The sequence below is a fragment of the Bacillus sp. SRB_331 genome, assembly GCF_003264175.1.
GTDB classification, from domain to species: Bacteria; Bacillota; Bacilli; order Bacillales; family Bacillaceae_G; genus Bacillus_A; species Bacillus_A mycoides.
Genome location: NZ_NADV01000021.1, coordinates 192,664 through 218,796 on the forward strand (window position 1 = coordinate 192,664; position 26,133 = coordinate 218,796).

17 protein-coding genes, 2 pseudogenes and 3 other annotated features are annotated in these 26,133 nt (G+C 34.5%); of the genes and pseudogenes, 6 read left to right on the plus strand and 13 right to left on the minus strand.

Annotated features, from left to right (window positions below):
* The first annotated feature begins 6 nt into the window (after window positions 1–6).
* On the plus strand, window positions 7–534 hold the full coding sequence (locus B5P42_RS15035; RefSeq protein WP_002065170.1) for an HAD-IIIA family hydrolase: 528 nt from the start codon (window positions 7–9) through the stop codon (window positions 532–534).
* A 54-nt stretch (window positions 535–588) separates the two neighbouring features.
* Here B5P42_RS15035 and B5P42_RS15040 read toward each other — a convergent pair whose 3' ends face one another.
* From B5P42_RS15040 to B5P42_RS15070, 6 genes and pseudogenes are all read right to left on the minus strand, one after another.
* Window positions 589–1,029, minus strand: a complete 441-nt coding sequence (locus B5P42_RS15040) for a GNAT family N-acetyltransferase (RefSeq protein WP_002085894.1) — start codon at window positions 1,027–1,029, stop codon at window positions 589–591.
* Entirely contained in the window at window positions 1,026–1,499 is a 474-nt protein-coding gene (locus tag B5P42_RS15045) for an SAM-dependent methyltransferase (RefSeq protein WP_107887458.1), read from the minus strand. The genes B5P42_RS15040 and B5P42_RS15045 overlap by 4 nt, the downstream gene beginning before the upstream one ends.
* A 75-nt stretch (window positions 1,500–1,574) precedes the next feature.
* Window positions 1,575–2,284, minus strand: a pseudogene (locus tag B5P42_RS15050) (aspartate/glutamate racemase family protein).
* 146 nt (window positions 2,285–2,430) lie between these two features.
* Window positions 2,431–3,630, minus strand: a complete 1,200-nt coding sequence (locus tag B5P42_RS15055; RefSeq protein ID WP_113734545.1) for an iron-containing alcohol dehydrogenase — start codon at window positions 3,628–3,630, stop codon at window positions 2,431–2,433.
* A 304-nt stretch (window positions 3,631–3,934) separates the two neighbouring features.
* Window positions 3,935–5,374: a GntP family permease gene (locus B5P42_RS15060; protein ID WP_033709030.1), complete on the minus strand. Its 1,440-nt coding sequence runs from the start codon at window positions 5,372–5,374 to the stop codon at window positions 3,935–3,937.
* Window positions 5,375–5,744: 370 nt separating this feature from the next.
* A complete protein-coding gene (locus tag B5P42_RS15070; protein WP_088292691.1) occupies window positions 5,745–6,410 on the minus strand; it encodes an HAD family hydrolase in 666 nt (221 codons plus the stop codon).
* Between the two features lie 191 nt (window positions 6,411–6,601).
* On the opposite strand from B5P42_RS15070, the gene B5P42_RS15075 reads away from it, so the two are divergent.
* Both B5P42_RS15075 and B5P42_RS15080 read left to right on the plus strand, forming a co-directional pair.
* The gene (locus B5P42_RS15075; protein WP_113734547.1) at window positions 6,602–7,399 is read left to right on the plus strand and encodes a lipid II flippase family protein; all 798 of its coding nucleotides are present in this window, start codon (window positions 6,602–6,604) and stop codon (window positions 7,397–7,399) included.
* 33 nt (window positions 7,400–7,432) lie between these two features.
* Entirely contained in the window at window positions 7,433–8,008 is a 576-nt protein-coding gene (locus B5P42_RS15080; protein WP_113734548.1) for a nucleotidyltransferase family protein, read from the plus strand.
* Window positions 8,009–8,045: 37 nt separating this feature from the next.
* Here the strand turns inward: B5P42_RS15080 and B5P42_RS15085 are convergent, their stop codons facing one another.
* The 4 genes and pseudogenes from B5P42_RS15085 to B5P42_RS15100 form a co-directional block, all read right to left on the minus strand.
* On the minus strand, window positions 8,046–8,960 hold the full coding sequence (locus B5P42_RS15085; RefSeq protein WP_113734549.1) for an alpha/beta fold hydrolase: 915 nt from the start codon (window positions 8,958–8,960) through the stop codon (window positions 8,046–8,048).
* 36 nt (window positions 8,961–8,996) lie between these two features.
* Entirely contained in the window at window positions 8,997–10,337 is a 1,341-nt protein-coding gene (locus B5P42_RS15090; RefSeq protein WP_002165897.1) for a sodium-dependent transporter, read from the minus strand.
* 116 nt (window positions 10,338–10,453) lie between these two features.
* Window positions 10,454–10,702 (minus strand) — a binding site (T-box leader).
* Window positions 10,703–10,870: 168 nt separating this feature from the next.
* The gene (gene aspS, locus B5P42_RS15095; protein ID WP_002127176.1) at window positions 10,871–12,169 is read right to left on the minus strand and encodes an aspartate--tRNA(Asn) ligase; all 1,299 of its coding nucleotides are present in this window, start codon (window positions 12,167–12,169) and stop codon (window positions 10,871–10,873) included.
* A 105-nt stretch (window positions 12,170–12,274) separates the two neighbouring features.
* Window positions 12,275–12,486: a binding site (T-box leader), on the minus strand.
* Window positions 12,487–12,553: 67 nt separating this feature from the next.
* Window positions 12,554–13,935: pseudogene (locus B5P42_RS15100) on the minus strand (UDP-N-acetylmuramoyl-tripeptide--D-alanyl-D-alanine ligase).
* Between the two features lie 63 nt (window positions 13,936–13,998).
* Here B5P42_RS15100 and B5P42_RS15105 point away from each other — a divergent pair.
* The gene (locus tag B5P42_RS15105) at window positions 13,999–14,478 is read left to right on the plus strand and encodes a hypothetical protein (RefSeq protein ID WP_113734550.1); all 480 of its coding nucleotides are present in this window, start codon (window positions 13,999–14,001) and stop codon (window positions 14,476–14,478) included.
* A 103-nt stretch (window positions 14,479–14,581) separates the two neighbouring features.
* Here B5P42_RS15105 and B5P42_RS15110 read toward each other — a convergent pair whose 3' ends face one another.
* Window positions 14,582–16,093 carry a M36 family metallopeptidase gene (locus B5P42_RS15110; RefSeq protein WP_113734551.1) on the minus strand — a complete coding sequence of 504 codons (1,512 nt, stop codon included), beginning with the start codon at window positions 16,091–16,093 and terminating at the stop codon, window positions 14,582–14,584.
* A 328-nt stretch (window positions 16,094–16,421) separates the two neighbouring features.
* Here B5P42_RS15110 and B5P42_RS15115 point away from each other — a divergent pair, with 328 nt between their 5' ends.
* Together B5P42_RS15115 and B5P42_RS15120 are read left to right on the plus strand one after the other, a co-directional pair.
* Window positions 16,422–17,006 (plus strand): TetR/AcrR family transcriptional regulator, encoded by a 585-nt coding sequence (locus B5P42_RS15115; RefSeq protein WP_113734552.1) that lies wholly within the window; start codon window positions 16,422–16,424, stop codon window positions 17,004–17,006.
* Window position 17,007: 1 nt separating this feature from the next.
* Window positions 17,008–18,093 (plus strand): DUF418 domain-containing protein, encoded by a 1,086-nt coding sequence (locus B5P42_RS15120; RefSeq protein ID WP_113734553.1) that lies wholly within the window; start codon window positions 17,008–17,010, stop codon window positions 18,091–18,093.
* Between the two features lie 52 nt (window positions 18,094–18,145).
* Here the strand turns inward: B5P42_RS15120 and ileS are convergent, their stop codons facing one another.
* Both ileS and B5P42_RS15130 read right to left on the minus strand, forming a co-directional pair.
* Window positions 18,146–21,247, minus strand: coding sequence for an isoleucine--tRNA ligase (ileS, locus tag B5P42_RS15125; RefSeq protein ID WP_113734554.1), 3,102 nt, complete (start codon window positions 21,245–21,247; stop codon window positions 18,146–18,148).
* 54 nt (window positions 21,248–21,301) lie between these two features.
* Window positions 21,302–21,540: a binding site (T-box leader), on the minus strand.
* A gap of 98 nt (window positions 21,541–21,638) precedes the next feature.
* Complete coding sequence (locus B5P42_RS15130; protein ID WP_113734555.1) at window positions 21,639–25,841, minus strand: bacteriocin-processing peptidase family protein; 4,203 nt, start codon at window positions 25,839–25,841, stop codon at window positions 21,639–21,641.
* Between the last annotated feature and the right edge of the window lie 292 nt (window positions 25,842–26,133).

The window sequence follows — 26,133 nt, forward strand, 5'->3', positions numbered from 1 at the left end:
ATAACTATGACAAACATTGAAGCAATATTTATTGATCGTGACGGAACAATTGGCGGTGATACTACAATACATTATCCAGGTTCTTTCACGTTATTTCCTTTTACAAAGGAATCTTTACAAAAGTTAAAAGCTCAAAATATTAAACTATTCTCTTTTACGAATCAACCAGGTATCGCGGATGGAAAAGCAACTGCGAATGATTTTGTGCAAGAATTAAAAAGGTTTGGTTTTGATGATATTTATCTATGTCCTCATAAACATGGTGGCGGATGTGAATGCCGCAAACCGAGCACAGGTATGCTCCTGCAAGCAGCGGAAAAACATGGGCTTGATTTAACAAAATGCGCTGTAATCGGTGATCGCTGGACAGATATTGTTGCTGGGGCAAAAGTAAATGCAACGACTATATTAGTTCAAACTGGTGCTGGATATGATGCTTTACATACGTTCCGAGATAAATGGGCACATATTGAACCAAATTACATCGCAAAAAACTTTGAAGATGCTACAAATTGGATTTTAAATCATCAATAAAAAATTAAATGAGACGTCTTCATTTTGAAAACGTCTCATTTAACTATATATATTTCAAAAAGTTAATTCATAATGGAAATAACGATTATCTCTTAAATATCCATTTTCAGCATATAATCGCTGTGCTGATAAATTATCAATCTCTGTTTGTAATTTTACACCTTTTGCACCATTTTCTAATGCGAATTCTTTTGCGGCCTCTAACAATTTTTTACCTGTTCCGGCTCCGCGCTTCGCCTTTTGTACAAACAGATCATTTAAAATCCATAACTCTTTCATCGAAATAGAAGAAAATGATGGATATAGTTGCGTGAACCCGATATATTCTCCATCTTCAACTGCCACGAAAATAATGGATTCTTTTCTCTCGATTCGATTTCGTAAAAATACTTTTGCTCCTTCAATATCGGAATCTTGTCGATAAAATACGCGATAGTTATTAAAAACAGATGCTAGTCCATCTAAATCTGCAATTGTTGCCTCATATATTCTCATTTTGTTTTATTCCCCTTCCAATATTGTTTCATAATATCCGTTACCCATTTAGGCTGTAGAATTTCTTCTTTCGGCATAAACTCTTTCATTATCGGCTTTATATCCAGTATAGGGGTGCCATCAATAGCATCTAGCCCCTCAACAATAATTGATTTACCTTCTCTTTTGATCACCTTTACAATTGTTGCTCCTATGCGATTCGGACGATTTTTCCCGCGCTGTGCAAAAATGCCTACTTTAGGATAATCATTATTATTTCTAGGATGTCTAGCAAAATATTGAATTTGTTCATCAGTTACTTTATGAAAATAAAAGAAAACTTCAATATGAGAAAAATCTTCAATCCCTTGTATACTTTCCTCTGTATACATATCAGTTAAAGTAATATAAGATCTTACTTCTCCCCACTCATCATCTTTTATTTCCTTTCTTTCATTATGTACAAATGCGATTGGCTGAACTGAAAACATCCGCATTCCCCCTTAAATGTAACCACTTACATTATAAGATATTTTCTGAATGTTTTCCACACATACGATTGTTGTTTACATAATAAAATTATCTTCACTTTTTAAAGACATATTCACAGCTTCAATTGCGTGTATCCGGGCTGTATCAAATAAATGAACTACTGAATCTTCCTGTTTTACTAATAGTCCTATTTCCGTACAACCTAATATTATGCCTTTTGCTCCTCTTTGCGCCAAATCTTCCATTACATTTTTAAAATACTTCCTTGATTGTGGGTTTATTTTCCTAAACATAATTCGTTATATATTATTTTATTTATTCTCTCTCTATCTTCTTCTGTTGGTACGATTACTTTTATATCATTTTCTTCTATACGTAATTTATAGAAATCCTGCTCCATTGTGTATTTTGTCCCCAGTAGACCAACTGATTGAATTCCATGTTGTTGTATTTCCTTCGCTGTTGCATCAGCAATATGTAATATTGGAATACTGATTCTATTTTTTATATGCTTAATAACTTTATGCATTGTATTTGTACAAATTATTATAAAAGCAGCACCACCCTTCTCCAAAGAAGAAGCTGCATTTCCTAATACTTCTCCCGCTTTATTCCAATCCCCTTCAGATTGATATCGCTCAATTTCTTCAAAGTCAACACTATAAAGCAGACATTTCGCTGAATGTAATCCACCCAATCTCATTTTTACTTCTTCATTTATCATTTTGTAATACTCAGTAGATGACTCCCAGCTCATTCCGCCAATAAGACCTATTAATTTCATATATTCTCCTTCAAAATAAAATTTTAAAACGTGTAATTCATACTGTAATTTATACACAATAAATAATGTTATACTGAAATATAATCAATAATTTTATAACCATTAAAAAGTTATTTTTCATTTCCACGGAAATAATTAAAGAATATTCAGAAAATAACCCTTGTAGTAGACTCATATTTATAATCAAAGCATTTTCGATAGAGCTCTTTTATTTCATCATAAGAAGGAACTCGTGGATTATTTCCTGGGCTACCACTTGCAATTGCATCTTTCGCCATTTTAGAAATAGCATTTTCAAATTCAACTTCGTCAATTCCGTATTCTCTTAAATTAGGAATACGAAGATCAAAACAAAGTTTCTTAATTTCAGCAATCGTGTAGTTCGCTACTTCTTCATCAGAATGAGAATACAAATCTTTGTTTAAGCTACGTCCTACTTCTGCTAACCTTTTTATTGCACTCATTTTTGTAAACTCTAAAACTGTAGGTAATAGTATTGCATTCGATATTCCATGTGGTACATGGAATAATGCTCCCACTGGACGGGACATACCATGCACTAATGTAACAGATGCATTTGAAAAAGCAATCCCAGCTTGTAATGAAGCAATCATCATTGCTTCCCTTGCTTCCATATTATCTCCATCTTCATATGCGATACGTAAATATTTCATAATGCTTTCAATAGCTGAAAGAGCAAGAACATCTGTAAGAGGTTGTGAAACTTTAGAAATATAAGCTTCAATTGCATGGCATAATGCATCTACTCCCGTTGCTGCAGTAATATGAGGTGGTACCGAACTTGTAAAAATCGGGTCTATTATAGCAACATGAGGGATAAAGCTTGGATGTTTTATCATCATTTTCACATCTGTTTTTTTATTTGTAATTACTGCTACACTTGTTACTTCCGATCCAGTACCAGAAGTCGTCGGGATTGCGATTAGCGGTAGTGGATTGTATTCTATTTCTATATCCTTTTGGACGTAATCTTCAATTTCTCCACCATTTGTATATAACACCGCTACTGCTTTCGCAGCATCAATACAGCTTCCTCCTCCAATACCTATGATAAAATCGCATTTTCCTTCTTTACAAATAGATAACGCTTCCAATACGTGTAAATTTGTAGGCTCAGTGTTTACTTCATTGTACGTAATAACAGTAATCCCTTTCGCATTTAAGTGATCCACACACCTTTCAACATAACCGAAACTCTCCATAATTGTATCACTGACAATAAAAGCCCTTTTCCCTAACTTTCTTGATTGATCCCCTAGTTTTTCAAACGAATTTCTTCCATATAATACAGACTTCGGCATACGAAACTCAGCAACTTCTTGCAAGTACTCCACCCCTTCTATCTATAATAAATATTTGCAACTACTCAGCCATGCATTTCATTCAGGAGTTTGATAAAGTCTATTATTCCAGTTAAAATAAGCCCCCTTATTAACTATACTTTGTTTTAAAACTTTGCGCGTGGCAGGTAAGGCCCTGACCGCTCCTATAAATAGCCAGGTCCTCTCTCGACCAACTTAAAAAACTTTTCTGCCGATTTTTCATAGAGTGACTGAATAGTTACAATAAATATTTTATTATGTAAAATATCAATCTAATAAATATTTTCTTTTCATATATTAACTAGTATTAATAGATCCCTGTTAAAGTATAGAATGCGATGACTGCAAATACAGCAATCGTTTTCAAAATTGTAATAGCAAATATATCTTTATATGACTGTTTATGTGTTAATCCTGTTACCGTTAGAATAGTAATAATTGCACCATTATGTGGTAATGTATCCATTCCGCCTGATGCCATTGATACAATGCGGTGCATAACTTCTAATGGAATATCATATTGATTGGCCGCTGCAATAAATTTATCCCCCATCGCACTTAACACAATTCCCATTCCGCCTGATGCTGAACCTGTAATTCCAGCTAAAATATTCGTCGTTACTGCCCCATTTACTAATGGATTCGTGAAAGTTGCAGAGATGCTATCTCTCATAATTGCAAAGCCTGGAAGTGCTGCAATAACACCACCAAATCCAAACTCCGCGCCTGTATTCATTGTTGCAAGTAGCGCTCCACCAATACTTGTATTCAATCCAGCTTGAAATCCAGTTACTACTCGTTTCCAATATAATAAAAGCGTTGATAAAATCCCTATAATAAGTGCCAATTCTACAGACCAAATCCCAACTACCGCACTTAATTCAACTTTTCCAAATGCTTTCATACCAATAGCTGAGAAATCAAAACCATCTGGATACCACTTTGGTATCATGATTGTGAAAACTTTATTCATTACACCTACTAAAATAAGTGGTACAAACGCAATTACTTGCTGTACTCTTGTAATTTCAATACCGCTTAATATCGGCATATCTTTTTGTTCTAATTGCAAAGATGCTGCCATTTCAGAATTTCCATCGTTAAAACCAAAATACCCTTCTCCTGCTGCTTTTGCCTTCTTACGCTTACTCTCTAAATAAAGTAAACCTAACGTTAAAACAAAAATTGCGCCTAAAATACCAAGTATCGGTGCTGCATAAATATCAGTTTTAAAAAAAGTTGTAGGTATTACATTTTGAATTTGTGGTGATCCAGGAAGCGCATCCATTGTAAATGTTGCTGCTCCAAGAACGATTGTGCCAGGGATTAAACGCTTTGGAATATCCGCTTGTCGAAACAACTTCGCCGCAAACGGAAATATAGCGAACACCACTACATACACACTAACACCGCTATACGTTAAAATAGCTCCCATTAAAACGATTGCTAAAATTGTACGTTTTTCTCCAACTAACTCTACAATCGTCTTTGCGATGGAATCAGCGATTCCTGACATTTCTACTACTTTCCCAAATATTGCTCCAAGTAAAAACACTGGGAAATATAATTTGATAAATCCTACCATTTTCTCCATAAAAATATTTGAAAAGAAAGGTAATACAAAACTAGGCTCTGTCAAAAATACCGCAAATAATGCAAAAATCGGTGCGAATAATATTACAGAAAATCCTTTATATGCTACAAACATGAGTAAACTAAGTGCCAATAAAATAATAACTAGCTCCAATTATAACCCTCCTTTTAAACTGAAAATTCAATCTTTTTATGACGAACTTTTACTCGTATTTCGAACCCTTTTATTTCATGACATTCCTCCTCTTTTTATCCCGCTATTTGCGGGCAGTAAGACTCCCACCTTAAAATTCAGCAAATGTGCAGAAGCTAGGCGGGATATCAACTGCTCGTAACAGCCCGATTGGTGAGGGCTGATAATCAGTGCCGGATGGACAAAACTTCCACTAATTAAAGTTTTACTTTATTACAAATTTTTCATGCTAAAATTGTCTAATTATAGTATTCGATTACATATGTAAAATCCCTTTAAACAAAAACGATTTCATCGTCATATGTTATAAAGGGATTTCTAGGTTCTATTTCTATAGTTTTATCGTACTATTCTCTATACAAAAGCTTTGTAACTCTTCGACATCTTTCACTATATGAATCGCCCCAGCATCACTCAATTCAATCTCACTACCATATCCATACAATACACCTATTGAAGCAATTCCGTTACTGTTCGCACCGATTACGTCATGCTTTCTATCACCAATCATCACCATTTCTTCTTTTTTGAGTTCTTCATTTGTTTGTAAAATATGAGCAATTATTTCTTCCTTTTTTATTCTTGTCCCATCTAAATTACTCCCAACAATCTCTTCAAAAAAAGATGTTAACTGAAAGTGCTCTATTACTTGTTTCGCAAATACAGTAGGCTTTGAAGTTGCTACAAACAAACGATTGCCAGCATCCTTTAATTCTTGCAATAGGGCTGTAATTCCATCGTATACTTTATTCTCTAATAAACCACTTTGCTTTAAATATTCCCGAAAGTAAAACACCGCTCGTTCTACTTCTATTTCATTCATATTATATCTATCTGCAAAAGATTGTTGAATTGGTGGACCGATAAATGAATCTAACTCACTTATATTCACTTCTTCAATCCCCATTTTTTCTAACACGTATAGAACAGCATTGATTATCCCTTCTTTCGGATCAGTTAATGTTCCATCTAAATCAAATAGAAATGTTGTATACATATTTAATTCCCCCACTGATTTTATATGTACCCCATTAAGGCCATTCTCCTACTTACCCCTTTACTACACTATCACTATCTAACTTTTCAGAGAATTACTTTTTCTAACCCTTATACTTTCAGTTACAAAATCACAAAAGATATGATAAAGTGAAAAAGTTATACTTAATTTAATAGAAACTGGTGAATCACATGTCAATTACGTTAATTTTTATAATGGCTTTCACAATTGTTATCCACGCAGTTGAAACTAGCTCTTATAGTATTCGATTAGCTGGTGTCCGTTTAAAAAAGATTGTCGTTGCCTTATCCATCGTAGGAATGGTACTACTTATTTCAAGAACATCTAACTTACTACAAGCTTTTTTAATTGGTGGTATTGTCGATGAAGCAAAGCTAGATTCTTCTATTGATTTAGAGCATATTATACGGCTCGTTCTATTATCTGCTTCTGTCGGTACATTGCTCGCGATTATACTCTATCCAACTTTGACAAAGCTATTTGGATACGTCATTCAAAACTTTGAAACAGATGGTTCATTCATTCGAATGATGAAGACGAATAACATTCAAAAATTAAAGTACACAAAAAAATATGTACGCTTTCCAAAGTTTGAGATGATTCATCGAATGCGTATTGGCGGAATTCCGAAGCGAATTATGCTTATTAATATGTTTGCCACTGCCATTTATACAGCTGGTGTTCTTTCCGCACTATATGCTTCTTTTTTAAATCCGACTTATGCAACAAAGGCTACTACAGCTTCTGGTCTTGTTAATGGTTTTGCTACTATTTTATTAACCGTTTTACTAGATCCACGTATTGCTCTTTTAACAGAACGGGCTCTTCAATCAGAAGAAGGTTCTGAAGCAATGAGTAAGATGTATGGTTGGCTCATGATTTCTAGACTTCTCGGTACATTATTAGCGCAACTATTATTCATACCAGGTGCTTACTGGATTACATGGATTATTAAGCTTATGAATTAATTCACTCTCTAAAAAAAGTAGGTGTACTATCAAATGACTATTAAAACCGAACAAGATATTATTCAATTGATCCAAAATGATCCGTGGATGATGAATGTATTACAAATGGCAAAATCACTAGAGCTACCTGATTGGTGGATTTGCGCTGGGTTTGTCCGTTCTAAAATTTGGGATACTTTACATAACTACGAAGTAAGAACGGCTACGCCAGATGTCGATGTCATTTATTATGATCCATTACATAAAGATGAGGCGTACGAACAATCATTAAAACAGAAGCTGGCGAATATGGATGCCTCTATCCCTTGGTCAGTAAAAAATCAAACTCGCATGCATGTAGTGAATGGAATGCCACCATACTCTTCTTCTGTTGATGCTATTTCTAAATTTCCTGAAACAGCAACCGCTCTTGGTGTTTCTTTGGACGAACAAAACAAAGTCATATTAACATCCCCATGCGGAATAGAAGATGTACTTTCATTACAAGTGAAACCTACACCTCATTTTCTTGAAACGAAAGAACGAATACATATGTACAACAAAAGAGTTAATCAAAAGAAATGGCAAAGCAAATGGCCTAACATTACAATCACTTATCCCGAAATTTAAAAAGGGTGCTTCTCATTATTAGAAGCACCTTTCTTTTTTATTTCAAAAAATGAATGATTGTTTCTGCGAATCTCTCTGCTTCTTCATAATGCGGTGAATGACCACTTTCTCCGAATACAATATACTTCCCATTTGAAGCATCATTATTAAATATTTCAATTTGTCTTTCACACGTTACTACATCGTATTTTCCTACAATTAATAACATTGGATTTTGTATATCTTTTATTTTAGATAATAATGACGTATGACATGCTCCCTCTAATTTTAATCTATCAAAATGAATTTTGGAGCGATTTGAAAATACTTCCCACTCTTCATCACTATATAAACTATCGTCTGTCTCATCTTTTTTATAATTGTAAATCTCCATTCTTTTTTCTTCTAATTCAGCACTTAATCTTATATAAGCTTCTAACAACTCTTCTGAACTAGCATTATTAGATGAATAAGCAAAGCAGTCTTCTGCTGCCGCTTCTTTTCCATACTTTTTTAATAACGTTCCTGTCTTTTGTAATAGAGCCCTACTTGTTAATGCAAAATCGAAAGTCGGACCTTCAAATATTATTTTCTCTATTGAATTTGGATACGCCCTTGCATATAACAATGCTACATATCCACCGAAAGAGTGCCCGATTACAGACCATTTCTCAATTTGTAGTAGTTTTCTTATTTCCTCACAGTCTTCAACTAAATCATTTAATCCAAAAGATTCTTCCTCAGTAATTCCTTCTGATCGACAAACTCCTCTTTGATCTATCATAATTACATATAAGGAATCTTTTAATCGTTCCGCTTGATGAAATGAAAAATCATAACAGCTTTCACCTGGACCACCGTGTAAAAATAATACTGGTTTATTTTTAGGACTTCCATGTGTTTCAACGTATAGCTTTTTCCCTCTAATGTTCATATATTTCCCAACTTCAATCAAATTCGTTTTTATGATCATCACCTTCTTTTTTACCGAATATTATAACATTTAATATTAAATAATCCCTATTACATTTAAAAAGACAATAATTATTGCAAGTGGTGCTACAAACCGAAGTAAAAATGCCCAGCAAGTAAATACTTTCTTTCCGTAATTTCCACCTACAAAAAATTCAGCTTCTAGCACTTTCTTTTCCATCTTGAATGATACGAAAATACTAATGAATAGCGCTCCAAGCGGCATTAATATATTACTAGATAAGAAGTCTACTGCATCAAAAATATTCTTCCCAAAAATCGTAATATCACTCCATACTCCAAATGATAAGGCAGATGGTATACCTACTAGGAAAATGCAGAAACCGATGATCCATGAAAGTTTAGCTCTTCTTTCTTGTTCACCATTTGCTAATGCTGAAACAACCGTCTCTAGTAGAGAAAATGCCGAGGTTAATGTGGCAAATGTAAATAGCGCAAGAAATACAGTTAAGAACAATCCTCCGAATGGAATTTGGCTAAATACAGATGGCAATACAATAAATAGTAAGCCCGGCCCCTCTGTCGGCTCCATTCCTAATGAAAATACTGCTGGAAATATAGCAAGACCTGCAAATAAAGAAACGAATAAATTCAATCCGACAATCGTAACTGCTGATTTTGGTAAACTTTCTTTTTTATTTAAATACGAGCTATACGTAACCATAATCGAAATCCCTATACTAATCGCAAAGAATGATTGGCCCATTGCGAATAAAATACTTTCTGAAGTAATCTTCGAGAAATCTGGTTGTAAGAAAAACTTCACGCCTTGCATCGCATTATCCAGTGTTAATGAACGAATAATAAGAGCGACAAATAAAACGAACAATGCTGGTAGCATATATTTACTTGCTTTTTCAATTCCGTTTTGTACACCTTTTGATACAACCCATATCGTAATGAACATAAAAGCGAAATGTCCAGTAATAGCCCAAAGCGGATTTCCAATTGTTTCAGTAAATAACGAACCGTAATTTTGTCCCGGAGTAATAAGCTGTCCTGTTACTCCCCTGAAAAAATATATTAAAACCCATCCACCTACAACGCTATAAAATGAAAGTAATATAAAACAAGTTCCAACGCCAAGACGTCCAATCCAGTGCCATCCTGTATTTGGTGCGATACTCTTAAATGCTCCAACTGCTTGTTTCTGTGTACTGCGTCCAATCATAAATTCAGCTATAAGTAGCGGTAATCCAATTAATACAGTAAATAATATAAAAATTAAAAAGAATGCTCCTCCCCCGCTCTTCCCAGCGATATAAGGAAATTTCCATATTGCGCCAAGTCCAATTGCTGATCCTGCTGCTGCCATTATAAAACCTAATTTCGAAGTCCATTGCTCCGTCTGTTTCATCCTATTTTCCTCCTGTTAAAATCATTTTATATCAATAAATAAATATTATTGATCAATCTGAATAAAACCTCCATTTCTTTTTCTATAAAATAAAAAAATGGCCCAACGTCTCTATATAAAGAGACGCTAAGCCATTTACTTAACGCGGTACCACCCTTATTGATTCCATTATGAATCCACCTTAGTAGTAATCGTTTGATTACAAACCTAATATCGAAGGTTAACCGTTAAGATTTACTAAGAATGTGATTCCGTTCCACCTTACTGCTCCTAGGCGAGTTCAGGATGTCATTTGACTATGTCGCACCAACCCATAGCTCTCTGCACAAATACATGACCTTACTACTCCTATTCAACACATTTTAATATTTAGAATATATTTTCTTTTGAAATTAATATGAAGTATATCGGTTATATTTATAACTGTCAAGGGATATATTATTTTTTTGTCGAAAAGGATTTTTATAAACTTTCAATGTAAAAATGAAAGAACAGTAAAAAAGCATCTTCGCGATAATGGCGAAGATGCTTTTTTATGGTATAAGACGTGTACAATCTCTCGGAAAAGCACTCGCCTCTCGGACGTTTGTTAATTCTAAAAGTTTATATACAACCCTTTCTAATCCTATCCCAAAACCACCATGTGGTGGACAACCGTATCGGAATGTATTTAAATAAGATTGAAATTTCTCTGGATGTAATCCTTTTTCTTTAAAAGAAGCAAGTAACATGTCATAGTTATGAATTCGCTGTGCACCTGATGTAATTTCTAATCCTTTATATAATAAATCGAATGAATCAGTAATAGTTGGATTTTCTTTATTCGGTATCGTATACATCGGTCTCGCTTCTTTCGGATAATGTGTAATGAATACAAATTCACTATTATATGTTTCTTTCACATATTTCCCTAGTAACTTTTCACCTTCTGTATCTAAATCCCCTTCAGGAGATTCTTTCCGATACTTCATTTTCAAAATTTCTTGCGCTTCTGCCAATGTGATTTTAGGAATTTCTGTAATGACAGGTACTTCTATTTGTAGTAGTTGTAATTCTTTTTCACAGTTTTTTGCTACTTGTTGAAACATATATCGTAAAACATCCGTTTCTAATTGCATTACTTCATGAAAATCATGAATAAATCCAAGTTCTACATCTAACGATATATATTCATTTAAATGTCTTGAAGAGTTATGATGTTCAGCCCGGTACACAGGAGCAATTTCAAAAACACGTTCGAGTCCTCCGGCTACCATCATTTGTTTATAAAACTGTGGTGATTGAGCTAAATACGCTTCTTTTTGGAAATATGGAAGTTTAAAAACATTCGCGCCTCCTTCTGCCCCCTGCGAAACAATTTTCGGAGTAAATATACGTGTGAAATCGTTCTCTATCAGAAATTCACTAAAGCTCTGAACGAGTATAGATTTCACTTTAAATATCGCCGCGATTCGCTCATGTCTTAACGATAATACTCGCTCATTCAATAATTGATCTAGGCCAACTTGTAACTTTTTTTTATTTATTTCAAATGGGAGTGATTCTGCTCCATTTAGTACTTTCACTTCATGTGCAAGTATTTCAACACCTAATTCTGTTTTCGGTGTCTCTACTATTTCTCCAATTATTTGGACCACACTTTCAACATCAACTTTGTATCCGGCTAACTCGTTTTCTAATACACATTGAATAACTCCCGTTCGGTCCCTTAATAATAAAAAACTAACATTCCCTAGATGACGAATCTTTTTTACCCATCCTTGTAGTAATACAACCTTCCCGCCATGTTCCGTACATTCTCGTGTGAGTGAACGCTTCATTATTTGATCCATTACATTTCCCTCCAATAGTTTTATTTTTATTTACATTATTGTTGTCATCGTCGTCATCCACGGTCACTCACCTCCTTTCAAAGAATACAAAAATCCGCCCCTATAAATAGGGACGGATTTTTCCGCGGTACCACCCAAATTGTCATAATGACCATCTTAGCCCTGATAACGGTAGGTACCGTTTGCTTTTACTAATTATCACGTTCAAAGCAACACTCACAGGTGTCTTTCCATCATGCGGTATCGCAATCTTCCCAGCAATCGATTGCTCTCTGTAGACCCCTGCATCATGTACTTTTCCTAATCATCACTTTTTATATTTGCAGAGTATTCTATCTCTTTATTTTATAAAACGCAAGCTTTTTTAAAATATATTCTGATTTTTCATATCCAATTTTGCACAATCTCCTCTAAAGCCATTCCACGAGGCCTTTCAATAATACGACATCCTTTTTCGTTATAATTTTCAATACTTCCTCTGCTATCTTAGCTTTATTATTATATGACTGTACTTTTCCTGTATCATATTTCTTTCTTGCTTCTTCCGCCACTATTTCTGCCATCTCTCCATAAGTAAACACATATGAAATATTCTCTTGATTTAACATTTTACCAATTTCTCTATGATAAGTTTCAGCTTCCTTCCCTAACTCCAACATATCCCCAATGACAATGATTTTTTTCTCATAAGCATTTAACTTCTCTAACGTTTCAATTGCAGCCTTCATTGAAGATGGACTGGCATTCCATGCATCATTAATAATCGTAAAACCTGTTTTAGCAGTTAAAAATTGAAAGCGCATATGAGTAATATTTATTTGCCTCAATGCATCCTGTATTTTTTCTGTAGGGACATTGTAAAATTGACCTACAGCGATTCCAACAATCGTATTTAAAATATTATGTTTTCCATGTAAGGGGACATCATACTGTATTTTTGAATCATTTAATTTAAAATGAACACCATATTCATCTAATTGCACGTTTGTTGGAAACAAATCATTTGTATCCTTTTCACCAAATGACTTACATTCTAGAACTAGTACATTATTTTTTCGAGAAAGTAACGCCTCATCACCATTATATAAGAGCAATCCTTCCTCTTTTAATCCGTCTATAATTTCTAATTTAGCCTTCGAAATCTCTTCTCTTGATCCAAGTGTTTCTAAGTGAGACTGTCCAATCATTGTAATTATCGCTACATCTGGCTGTGCTATTTGTGATAAATTTCGAATTTGTCCTTTCTCACTCATTCCCATTTCAAGTATTAAAAACTCTGTATCTCGTTTCATTTCTAAAATTGTTAACGGCAAACCGATTTGACTATTAAAATTGCCCTTTGTTTTATGCACACGATGAGTTGTACTTAAAATCGTGCTTATTATATCTTTTACCGTTGTCTTGCCATTACTACCAGTAATTCCGATTACTTTTACATCTAGCCCTTTTCGATAAAATTGCGCCAATTGTTGCAAAGCAAACAAAGTGTCATCTACAAATATAATTGGTATCCCTTTTGGCGGATTACCGTAAGACTTTTTCCATAATGAAGCGACAGCTCCATTATCCATTGCTTCTTTCACATAACCATGTCCATCCTTCACCCTAATGATTGGAACGAATAAATTTCCTTCTTTAATGTTTTTGGAATCTATGCAGACACCATGTATTTCTATATGATGAAACGATTCTTGTAATCCTTCTCCATCTACTACCTCTTCAAGTTTTTTCAAATTCATTTGAATCAAAGTATCACCTTTTTCCATTTTATTACATAAACTCCGTTTCATTTACGCATATTAATAAAAATTTTGTAGCGAGGTGTTTATATGAAAAAAACAATTAGTTTCTTTCTCCTATTATTATGCTTAGTTGTAGTTAATGAAACATACGCCTATTCACCAAAATCTTTACCAATCTCTCAAAACTCTGATCAATGGCAAGTGAATATTGATGAACCGAAAAAAACAAGTGAAAATATGCTTCAAGCTAAAAAAGATAAATTTCAAACATATCAATTTTCAGTAAAGAATGTTGGAGAAAACGAAGTATATAACGTACAAGTTGAAGTCTTCCGCAATGAACCAAATATGAAAACAAAATACGGACTCTTTTCTCTAAAAGAAGGTCGTCTAGCAAGTGGAAAAACTGGATTTGAACATGCTAATTTTCCAGTTTCTACAAAATCAGATAAGGTTGACGTGATCATTACGTGGCAAGAACATCCTTTCCGCTCCATGAGAAACGGTCAAAAAGTTGAATCTAGAAAATTTAAAGAGCATTTTGTTTTTAAAGAAGCAGTAAAGTGAACTTATCTGTATATGTATATTATTACCGCTACCAATAAATTTTCCAGTACCAGTTCTTAAGCAAATAAAAAGTCGTGGCTTTTAAACGCCACGACTTTTTATATTAATTCGTACTAATTCCTCTCGCTGTCCAAATTCGATCGATTTCCGCGGCATGTTGTCCGCCGTATAAAAGAGCATCTGCTTGCTTAATCGCTTTCGCTCCATCACGGAATTTCGCATTTGGCGTTAATGACCAATGTGATTGTAAAATAATTTTCGTTGCTACATCACGTCCAAAAGATTGCGCCATTTCGTATTGACCTTGAGCCCAAATTTCCCCATCATTATGCACTTCATTCGTTATATCTTTCGGGTATACTTTATTCGTATCTAATCGGCGTAAGCACGTCGGATCTGAACTAGAATAAGCAGCCGCATCCCATTCTCCAATACATGCTTTCCCGTATCCTGTTGTCGATACTGCATCTTCATAAGTAGCACCTAAGAAGTCTCCAAATCCTTCTCCCATCGCTCCACCTTCTGGTGAACTTCCGAAGCCTGGCACTTGATTATCTTGAATAGAATGACCATATTCATGCGCAATAATGCCAGCATCTTCTGCATCATCTACTCCGCCAGTACCGAAAGTTAAAGCTTTCGTTGATGGAGAATAGAATGAATTATCGTCAGTTGTACCATTTACATTCACTTTAATCGAACGTTTATTAATATTTTGAAAGCCTAATCCTTGAATGTAACGCTGTAATGTATCAATATGATAATATGACATAACATCTTCAAAACTATCATTTGCACGTGTATAGTTAAATTGTAAGTTTGTAGATTTCGTCTTCGCTTTTGAAGAAATCGTAACATACTCACCAATTAAAAATCCTGTACCATCTAAACCTTTTAACGTAACAGTTTTCAATTGATTCGTTAATGCTGTTGAATCTGCATCATTATTATCTTTTAACCCTGCTAAACTTCCACTAGATACGACAGGGTTAGGTAAAAATACTTTTCCTGTTCCTTCTGCTTTTCGGTTTATATCAACTTTTTTAATTAACTTTCCATTTTCCGCATCAATGAATGTTTCCCATGCACCGAATGGATTATTAGAATGGACTAACACTTTATATACAGGAATAGCGACTCCCTCTTCAACAATATATCCGAATTCTTTTTCTGTAGGAGCCCATAAGTTTTGCTCACTTTCTCCTCCAACATACGCCATCGATTTTTGTTCTGCATCTTTTTCACTAATTTTTTTCGTAACTTCCTTCACACCTGTAACAGGCTGATAATCAGAAACCGCAAGTAAGCCTTTTCCCTCTCCGTTAAGAGTAACTGTAATTTGTTTTGAAAATACAGGCGCACCATTGACCACTTGTTGGAACCTAACATATGAAGCTACTGATGTTTCTGTTGTAGCAATATATTGTAAGTCTGAAAGGTCTGCCTTCAATCCATATTCCGTAGCATGTCCTTTTAAATATTCAATTGCTTTTTTCTGTAGTGAATAAGCTTCTAGCTTTACTTGCTGTTGTTTTTCCAATGCTGAAACTGTGGAAATTGTCCCCATTACTAATGGTACAGTCATTGCCATTGCCACCATTTTTTTGTTTAACATAAAACCACTCCCCCTAATAAATTGAACCCTTTACCCCATTCCTATAAGGCTATTACTGTCCACAAGTAACGAAATAAAGTGAATCTACGAGTAATTCTATACAAACAATTCTATTACCTTTACATTTTGGGTAAGTGAAATTTTCTCAATATTTATGTGTAAACCGAGAAAAATACTGTAGAAATATATTTCTTTTGTAAATTTCTTTACATTATGCTTTTTAAAGTAATGTGTAAAAAAATAAGTTATTTTTTACCTAACGATAGGTTGAAAATAATATTAATGAATGATACGATTTATGTAACCTTTTTTATTAGGAGGACTTATCATGAGCAAAAGTGAAGAAACACTCTCTTCCATAGTCGAAGCAAGTTATCGACTATTTGCCGGTCACGGCATTGCCAAAACGACCTATACAATGATTGCTGAAGAAGTTGGTATTGCCAAGCCATCTATTTATTATTACTTTAAATCTAAAGATGCATTAATTGAAAGTATTTTTAATGAATTATGTGCAGCGATGCAGTTCTCCTCATTCTTTCATACAGAAGAATTTACGAAAGAGAATTTCATTGAGAAATGTGTTGAAATTGGCTTTAAAATGATAGACGAACAACAGAAAGATCCTTATTTTAATCGTGTATTACAAGATTATGTATTACTATCTTCAAGAAACGATATGTACAAAGATCGATTACTAACTGTACAAACAGAATATTTAAACGGATTTGAATCACTCCTAACAAAAGCAAATGAACTTCAACTCATTCAAAATAAAAATCTAGTTTCAAAAGCTCATATGTTAGCATTAGTTCTTGATAATATTGGGAATTTTATGATGTTACATTTAGATATGGATTATAAACAAATATGGATTGAAGCTGTAAATAGCATTTTTGAAAGCAGGGATTGAAGTGAATACAAAAAAGCGCATTATCGGCTTAGATTTTGCTAGAGCGTGGGCAATGTTTGGAATGTTACTAGTTAATTTCATGGTGATAACAGGGGCGGAAGGAAATGGACCTCCTCTGTTAAAAACCTTTATGACACTTTTTGAAGGTAGAGCTTCTGCCTTGTTTGTTATACTTGCTGGGATTGGCATAACTTTAATGACTAAATCATCTGTTGCTAGCCAAGAGAAAATAAAAATCAATACCAGCCGAATATTGATTTGGAAACGATCACTATTCTTATTTATTTTAGGATTATTATTGTATGTAATGGAATGGACGGGTGATATTTTACACTACTACGGCGTTTACCTTTTCATCGCTGCATTACTAATTACTGTACGAAGAACTATACTAATATGGCTTTCTATCATTATTTTACTTGCTGCACAATATCTCCAACTTACTTTCAACGCCTTCGAAGGATGGGGAGGCACAATCCCATTTATAAACTATATAGACTTTTGGACCTTAACAGGTTTTCTTCGCAACTTATTTTTTAATGGCTATCACCCTATTTTCCCATGGTTTTCTTTCTTCTTAATCGGTATGATAATTGGCAGGTTAGATCTTCATAATAGGAAAATTAGACATTGGTTGTTCTTACTGGGTTTAACAGTAACCGTAATTATAGAGCTATTATCAAAAGGGTTAACAAACCTTTTTATCCCATACATTGGTGAAGCAGCCTCTACATTTTTGTTTAACACAGGACCCATTTTGCCCAATATATTATACGTCGCATCCGCTACAGGATCTGCTATTGCTATATTAATAATTTGCCTCTACATTGCTGAAAAATATGAAAATAATTGGTTTGTTACTTCCATTATACAAACAGGACAATTAACATTAACGCATTATGTAAGTCATGTATTTATCGGTATTGGCGCATTGATTGTATTAAATCGTATGGAACATCAAACACTACTTTTCGTTTTATTATTTGCTACTGCATTTTTCATTTTCGGTATTTTATTTAGCGTATTATGGCGAAGGAACTTTTCTAGAGGACCTATCGAATGGATTATGCGGAAAATAACTGATTAATTTATCTTCATACAAAAAAGGAAGTTGGAATGATTCCAACTTCCTTTTTTCTTTAATTAGCCGCGTTTAATTTAATTCGGATCTTTGTCTCACCTAAAGAAAGTTCATCGTCCTCATTCGTTAAGTGACCAAATGTAAATTGCTTGACGAGTAAGTTTTCTTCCAATAAATCTTTATGATTCGTTAACGTTTGCTGTAGTTCTTCTTCTGTATCAAGAATTACATCCACTCGTAAATTAACTGGTAAATTCAACTGCTTACGATATTCTTGAACTGCACGAATAAATTCACGTGCTACTCCTTCTTGTAACAATTCTTCCGTTACATTCGTATCTAACATTACCGTATATTGACCGTTAGTCGTATTTGAAAATCCTGATTTCGCAACTTTCTCTACTAATACATCTTCAGCTGTTACAACTACTTCTTCTCCTGGTGCTACTTCGTAAACTGCTCTTTCTGTAGATACAAAGTGTTGTACTTCTTCTTTTGATAATTGTTTTAGCCAGCCATTTACTGCATTCACACTTTTACCAAACTTCGGCCCAGCCGTTTTAAAATTCAGCTTTAATTGATAGGACGTGTATTTCGTTTCATCGAGTTCAACATGGAACGCTTTTACATTTAGCTCATCCATGATGATATCACGATAAGATTCCCAATCCATATCATTTTCATTATGCGCTAGTAATACAAGTTCTGCTAACGGCTGTTTTACTTTTAATGAATGTTGATTACGATTACTTCTTCCAAGTTCAACAACTTGTAAAACAGCATCCATTTCTGCTTCTAACTCAGGCTGGATAAGTGATTCGTTTACAACCGGATAATCTGCTAAATGAACGCTGCTTCCTTCTAAATTCAGATGAATATCCTCAGCTACAAACGGTGTAAATGGTGCGATTAATTTACTAATTGTTACAAGCACTTCATGAAGCGTTTCATACGCAGCTGCTTTTTCAGGATTCATACCAGATTCCCAGAAACGATTACGTGATCGTCTTACGTACCAGTTACTCACTTCATCTACAAGCGCCGCGATTTCACGAGCTGCATTCGTAAATTGATAATCATCAAGTGCTGTTCTCACTTTTTTCGTTGTGCTATGCAATCTTGATAATACCCATTCATCTAATTTCGTACGTTTAACTTCATACTTTTCTTCTGGATTATACTCATCTAAATTTGCATATAAAACGTAGAAGCTATATACATTGACTAACGTATCTACAAATTTAGATTTTGCTTCCAGTACTGTTCTTTCAGAAAAACGCTTTGCATTCCACGGAGCACTGTCAACAAGTAGAGCCCATCTTAAAGCATCTGCACCAAACTGATTTACTAAATCAACTGGATCTAGTGCATTTCCTTTACTTTTAGACATTTTCTGTCCTTCCTCGTCTAGAACATGCCCTAGTGATAACACTCGTTTATAAGGTACTTTTCCTGTATATAGTGCGGATACTGCTAATAAACTATAAAACCAGCCGCGTGTTTGATCAATTCCTTCTGCAATTACATCTGCTGGAAACTGTTCTTCAAATAACTCTTTATTTTCAAATGGATAATGATATTGTGCAAACGGCATGGAACCACTATCAAACCAAACATCGATTACTTCTGGTGTACGATTCATTGTACTTCCGCATTTTTCGCAGCAAACTTGCACTTCATCTACATACGGCTTATGCAATTCTAAATCTTCAGGTGTTTCTTTCGTACTATGCTTTCTTAATTCGGCAATGCTTTTCGGTGCGAATTGATGATCGCAGCTTTCACATTCCCATACGTTTAAAGGTGTTCCCCAATATCTATTCCGGCTAATATTCCAGTCCACCATGTTTTCTAAAAACTTACCAAACCGTCCATGCTTCATATGGTCTGGATACCACTTAACAGAATCATTATTTCGTAAAAATGTTTCTTTAATCTCAGTTGTTCGGATTAACCAGCTTTCTCCTGCATAATAAAGTAATGGTGAATCACAGCGCCAGCAATGCGGATAGCTATGTTCATATTTTTCTTTATGATATAGTAACCCTTCTTTCGCTAAATAACGAACGATATCAACGTCACAATCTTTTACAAACTTACCTTTAAGAAATGGTACTGCATCCGTATACTCACCTTTCTCATCTACAACATGTAAGAACGACAATCCTTCACTTTGAACGACTTTATAATCGTCCTCCCCATATGCTGGAGCGATATGAACGAGTCCTGTACCACTATCTGCTGTTACAAAATCTGCTGCAATTACGTGGTACCCATTTGTAACTTCCTTCATCGGAAACGGTGCTGTATAAGATGTGTTTACTAATTCTTCGCCTTTGTGAACGGATACTACTTCATAGTTTTCTTTTAATACTTCTTGTACACGCTCTTTCGCAACAATGTATACATACCCTTCTTGTTTCGCTTTAACGTATTCCATATTTGGATGTACGGCAAGTGCAACATTCGCTGGAAGTGTCCACGGCGTTGTCGTCCATCCAAGGAAATATTCATTTTCACTATCTTTTACTTTAAACTTAACCGTTGCGCTTAAATCTTTCACTGTTTTATATCCTTGTGCAACTTCATGTGAACTAAGCGATGTTTGACAGCTTGGACAGTACGGTGAAACTCTATGCCCTTTATATAACAAGCCTTTTTCATGAATCGTCCCTAAAATATTCCATACACTTTCGATATATGGATTCTCTAGAGTAACGTATGGATCATCCATATCTACCCAATATCCAATGCTCTCCGTAAATTCACGCCACTGCTTCTCATATGTGAATACACTCTCTTTACACTTTTGAATAAATGGCTCAATGCCGTACTCTTCAATCTCATGCTTACCTGAAATACCAAGTTGTTTTTCAACGCCTAATTCTACAGGTAATCCATGTGTATCCCAGCCAGCTTTTCTTAACACTTTATATCCAGCCATCGTTTTATATCTTGCTACTAAATCTTTAATTGCCCGACCAAGTGCATGGCCGACGTGTGGTAAACCGTTCGCCGTTGGTGGTCCTTCATAAAACACAAACGATTGTGCGCCTTCTCTATTCTGAATTGATTGTTCAAAAATGCCCTGTTCGTTCCACTGCTTACGAATACGTGTTTCTCTCCCTACAGCTGACTCTTTTACATCTACTTTCTTCATGTACAATCACTCCTTTGAATGTTTTAAAAGCACACAAAAAACCCGCCCCTATGAAGTAGGGACGGGTTTACCCGCGTTACCACCCTAATTCTATTAGCTTTTCACTAATAGCACTTAGCAACGTACTAATATACGCGTTCTTTGTAACGGTAGACATCCGTCCGAGCTTACTTTATTCAGCCACGGCTCCTCGGAGATGATTTTCAAATAACGTCTGCACACCGGTTTTCAGCAATACACCGGCTCTCTGGAGAACAGCTCACTATTTTACTCTTTCTCGTCTTCAGATTTGTATACTTTATTAAAAGTTATTTTATGCCATTAAACAATTAATTGTCAACTAATTCGAAATATATTTTTATTTATACCCTTTTTCTCTATTCTTATACAATCACTTTTCAAATTCTCGCAATCCTGCTAAATCTTCTTCTTCCTCTGCAAGTTCAGCGAAAAATCCTGTTTCATCTTCACGAAGCACAATTTCAAGTTCATCTCTTGCCTCTTCATTTCTGTTTAATAATGTTAAATAACAAGCATGATCGTATCTTGCTAGCAAGTCAGTAGCATCAATTGCTAATATTTCACTTGTTATTTTTTCTGCCTTTGTCGTTTGCCCAGCTCTATGATACGAAGATGCTAAAGCAAGAAGAATTGCTGTTTCATTTGGATGATGTACAGAAGCGTCTTCTAATAACTGAATCGAGTCCTCAATTCTCTCTTGACTTTGATATATTTCTGCTAAAGCAAGGAATCCTCTACTTACAAATGGCGTTTTCTCAATTAATTGCAAGTGAATTTTTTCGGCTTTTCTTTCTTCGCCTAGCTTACATAATACATTCGCTTGTAAAAGAAGAGTATCATAATCATCCGGTAGCTCTCGAACCATTTGTTTCGTTAATTCAAAAGCGTCTCGTAACATATCTTCTTCTTCACACTCAATGAAAAGATTTACAAGTTGCTTCGCTACATCATAATCCCACTTATTTTCTAACGATGTTTGTAAAACCTCTATAGCTTCTTTATTCATCGCCGCATTCTCATAAAATATTGCGAAACGCTGCGCTGCCATACTATTTTTCGGATTTAACTTTAAGGAGATTTCAAATAAATCGATAACAACTGTAATCATTGAAATTTCCTTCGCACGATTTTTCATGCGATAAAATGCTCTTGTAAATATAGATTTTTTCGGTTGCTCATTTTGCTGTCTTTCTACTAATCTTTCGGCAACCGCAGTAGCTGCATACATAAACGCTGTACTTCTTTCTGCTTTTTTCACCTTTAGCGTATGAAGTACGTCTCGTATTTGGGATAATTTTTTATGTTGCTCCATTGCTTTTACGTACACACCAAAAATACGTTCACTTTCCAAATCTTTATGCATTACTTTCAGCGCAACTTCGATTGCTTCTGCACTCTGCTTTTTAACTAGCAATTTCGCATAATGATATAGTACTTCCACATGCGCTTCATCTATTTTCATTGCGCATTCGATATATTCTTTTTCTTTATCTATGTCATTCATCGCGCCAAACACGTATGCAATCGCATCTAAACGCCATGTTTCAGGAGCTTCTTCCTCCAATTTTTCTAGTTCAACTAGCAATTCTTCCTGAAGATTCATTTCTACTGAAAGCTGCGCTAAATATTCCATATTTATATGCATTGGTTCTTCTTTCATCGCCTGGACCATATGCTTTTGTTCTTTGGAACGATTCTCTTCTTTTTCGTATATTTCAGCAAGCTGCAAATGTACACCTAAGAAGTTCTTATCCATTTCTAAACATGTTTCATACGCATGCTTTGCTTCTTGAAATTGCCCTAACGCCATGAATGTTTCACCGATGCGGAAATACGGCAATGAATCTTGTTTTTTCTTAAGTGCATCATTATACCGTTTTATCGCCTGATCATACTGTCCAATAGATTCATATAAAACACCTGCGTAACAACCGTATTCAATTACATCCTCTTTTTCTTTTTCTAACGTTCTTAAAAATGCTATACCTCGTTGCACAAAAGCTGTGTCTTTTATTCGATTTACATACTCATCCAACACGCTCGCTATATTAGCGTATACACTTCGTATACCGTTCTCTAATTTAGAAAGTGCAAGTTTTAACTCTTTTTCATCCTCACCTAATGCCATTTCAGCATCCCATAGCACCATACCAGCATTCATAAGGAAATCTTGATTGTCTTCAAATTTCTTATTAATACTGACAATATAGTTTTTTGCATCCTTATATTGTTCCTTTGCCATATAAACTTGAATTAAACCGAAATGAGAATATACATCTTCATTATTTTCTTCTAAAGAACGCTTATATATAGTTTCCGCTTCTTCAAGTTCATCATTTTGAAAATGAAAATCTCCTAAACGAACATATAAAGACGCCTGATCTTCACAATTTTGAATTCCTTGTAATAGAATTCCCTTCGTATTTTTCTCATCATCCAAATCCGATTCATAGATTTCCGAAAGCTTCGTATATAAATAGGCTGCTGTTTTATCTAATTGAATCGCCACTTTAAGTCCTTTTACCGCCAAATACACTTTCCCTAAATACTGAGCACATCTTGCACGTTCATACCATATGTGCGCTTCATATTTATATTCTTTTAATAAATCATTAAAGAATCCATATGCTTCTTCATATCGTTCTAAATCTATTAAAATTAAACCGTGATTTACAAGTGTAAACCTTTCCGGGCTACGTTCTATAGCTGTTAGAGAATACTCAAGCCCCTTTTCGGATTGATCCATATACATGTATGATAATGCTAAGAAACTCCACGCAACTGGTTGATCTGCATCCAATTGTAATGATGAACGAAAACTAGCAATCGATTCTGCATAATTATCTTGCTCAAAAGAATAACGTCCATTTATAAAATGATACAACGCTTGATTGCTTTTCTTCTCCACACTTTGAAGCATCTGTCCTGCTTTTTCCATATCCTGCAGACGAATAAAACACTGTGCACTATGCAATTTCACAAAGTCAGAGCTCGGAAAATTTTTCATTAATTTTTCTATACAAAACTGAATAAAATCTTTATCTACTTCAGCATCTAAATGTTTAATCGTATATAACCAAGTATTTGGATTTTCACTTGTTTCTTTTAAAAATAGTACTAGCTTTTCAATTCCCTCTTTATCTTGCTCACCTAAATGATCTGTAAGAGAAAAGATTGTTTTATAATAAGTGTGTTCTTCCTCATTTAAAAATGAAAGTTGTTCCATTCTATCTTTTGGTATAAACGTAATAGCTAAACAATCTGTATAACGATATTTTTCTTGCAACTTATCATATTCCACAAGAATCGGTTCCAAGAAATTCGGATCTTGAATATAAAAAGCTTGCAGTACATCGTCATAACCAGAAAGCACTTGTACATGGGAAGCATGCTCAATATCTATACTTAATAAAACGGGAATACCTTGATTGAGTAATCTCTTATAATTTTCCTCATTCCCTTGAAAATAACGATATTCGTAACCTTGCTCTTCTATATATGTAACTGTATCTGAAAACTTAGAACCTGTTACATCAAAAATATGTTGAGCAATTTCATCTTGCGTACGTTTTTCTCCCCATACCCCTAACATCATTTCCAAACTTGTCGGAACGCAATAGTTATCCTTTTGTACAACCGGAACTATCGGTAAACGAACCTTTTTTCCATCAGGATTTTTTTCTATATGATGATATAGAGAATTTTTCAAACTCTTTTCACTTTTCAATAGTGCTTGCAAATCGTGAATATTATTCATTTTATAAAATGCTTCTGCACGTAAATGTATAAAATAAGTTGTATATGCATGATGCGGAAGCGTATGATTAATTTTATCTATTACCGCTAACATTTCTTCATAGCGCTCTAAATCTAATAAATATTTTACTTTTTCAAAATAGAAATATGGTACTTGAGGAAACTTTGCAATCGCATCATTAATGAGTTGTAACGCTCGCTGCTGTTCACCTTTATATGCATATAATTGCGCCAATAAGTACGTAGCTAACTCTTCACAATCTTTATGCTGCTGACCGGATAAAAGTTGTTCCTCTGCCTTCTCCCACTCACCAGTCTGTATATATAAGTAACCCCATTTATCAAAAACTGCACGCGTACTATACTTTTCCGCCTTTTGCATATAGGCATAGGCCTCTTCATTTCGCTTCATATCTAGCAAACATCTAACTAACGTAAAGTATGCTTTCGTTAAAACATCCGCATCAGTTTCCTCTTCATTTACCTTTTCCAAAGAATCTTTTAATAATTGTTCAGCATCAAGGATTTTACGCTCATCAATTAATTCATCACAATATAAAGAGAGCGTTCTCATATTTGGGAATTTTTTATAGGTATAACGAATTAAAAAGGAGCTATATTGATGCATCAAACCTTCATCAGCAAGACGAATTAATGTATCAAACTCCTTAGCTGACGAGACGTTAGAAAGCCATTTCTTCACGTATGATAACTTCTTCGTTTCTTTTATATGCGCAATTTCATTATTTATCTCATGTAATCCATCTAGGAATCTCTTTTCTTTCAAACAAATCTCTAATTGCTTAAAATCTAGCATGCATTCACCTCAAATTATTATTTATACTGCCATTTGCAAGCAGTATTCTAACCTACTTGCTTAGATTTTACACATCATATAGTATGCATTCAACTAAAACCTCATATAATGAACGATATTATTTAATATTATTCAAGTTTATAACTAAATATCTTAAAAACGATACTTTTTCTCGTTATTTTGTTTAATTTGATGAAATAACATATATTATTCGAAGATGGGTTTTATCTTCTTTTTTGAGGCTTCATTCAGTGGATGAAATTATATTAACGATTTCCTGAATATCTATTGT

What these genes read in the sequence shown, in the direction of transcription:
- B5P42_RS15035 (WP_002065170.1), top strand. Translation starts at nt 7, where the DNA reads ATGACAAACATTGAAGCAATATTTATTGATCGTGACGGAACAATTGGC.
- B5P42_RS15040 (WP_002085894.1), bottom strand. Translation starts at nt 1,029, where the DNA reads ATGAGAATATATGAGGCAACAATTGCAGATTTAGATGGACTAGCATCT.
- B5P42_RS15045 (WP_107887458.1), bottom strand. Translation starts at nt 1,499, where the DNA reads ATGTTTTCAGTTCAGCCAATCGCATTTGTACATAATGAAAGAAAGGAA.
- B5P42_RS15070 (WP_088292691.1), bottom strand. Translation starts at nt 6,410, where the DNA reads ATGTATACAACATTTCTATTTGATTTAGATGGAACATTAACTGATCCG.
- B5P42_RS15075 (WP_113734547.1), top strand. Translation starts at nt 6,602, where the DNA reads ATGTCAATTACGTTAATTTTTATAATGGCTTTCACAATTGTTATCCAC.
- B5P42_RS15080 (WP_113734548.1), top strand. Translation starts at nt 7,433, where the DNA reads ATGACTATTAAAACCGAACAAGATATTATTCAATTGATCCAAAATGAT.
- B5P42_RS15085 (WP_113734549.1), bottom strand. Translation starts at nt 8,960, where the DNA reads ATGATCATAAAAACGAATTTGATTGAAGTTGGGAAATATATGAACATT.
- B5P42_RS15090 (WP_002165897.1), bottom strand. Translation starts at nt 10,337, where the DNA reads ATGAAACAGACGGAGCAATGGACTTCGAAATTAGGTTTTATAATGGCA.
- aspS (WP_002127176.1), bottom strand. Translation starts at nt 12,169, where the DNA reads ATGGATCAAATAATGAAGCGTTCACTCACACGAGAATGTACGGAACAT.
- B5P42_RS15105 (WP_113734550.1), top strand. Translation starts at nt 13,999, where the DNA reads ATGAAAAAAACAATTAGTTTCTTTCTCCTATTATTATGCTTAGTTGTA.
- B5P42_RS15110 (WP_113734551.1), bottom strand. Translation starts at nt 16,093, where the DNA reads ATGTTAAACAAAAAAATGGTGGCAATGGCAATGACTGTACCATTAGTA.
- B5P42_RS15115 (WP_113734552.1), top strand. Translation starts at nt 16,422, where the DNA reads ATGAGCAAAAGTGAAGAAACACTCTCTTCCATAGTCGAAGCAAGTTAT.
- ileS (WP_113734554.1), bottom strand. Translation starts at nt 21,247, where the DNA reads ATGAAGAAAGTAGATGTAAAAGAGTCAGCTGTAGGGAGAGAAACACGT.
- B5P42_RS15130 (WP_113734555.1), bottom strand. Translation starts at nt 25,841, where the DNA reads ATGCTAGATTTTAAGCAATTAGAGATTTGTTTGAAAGAAAAGAGATTC.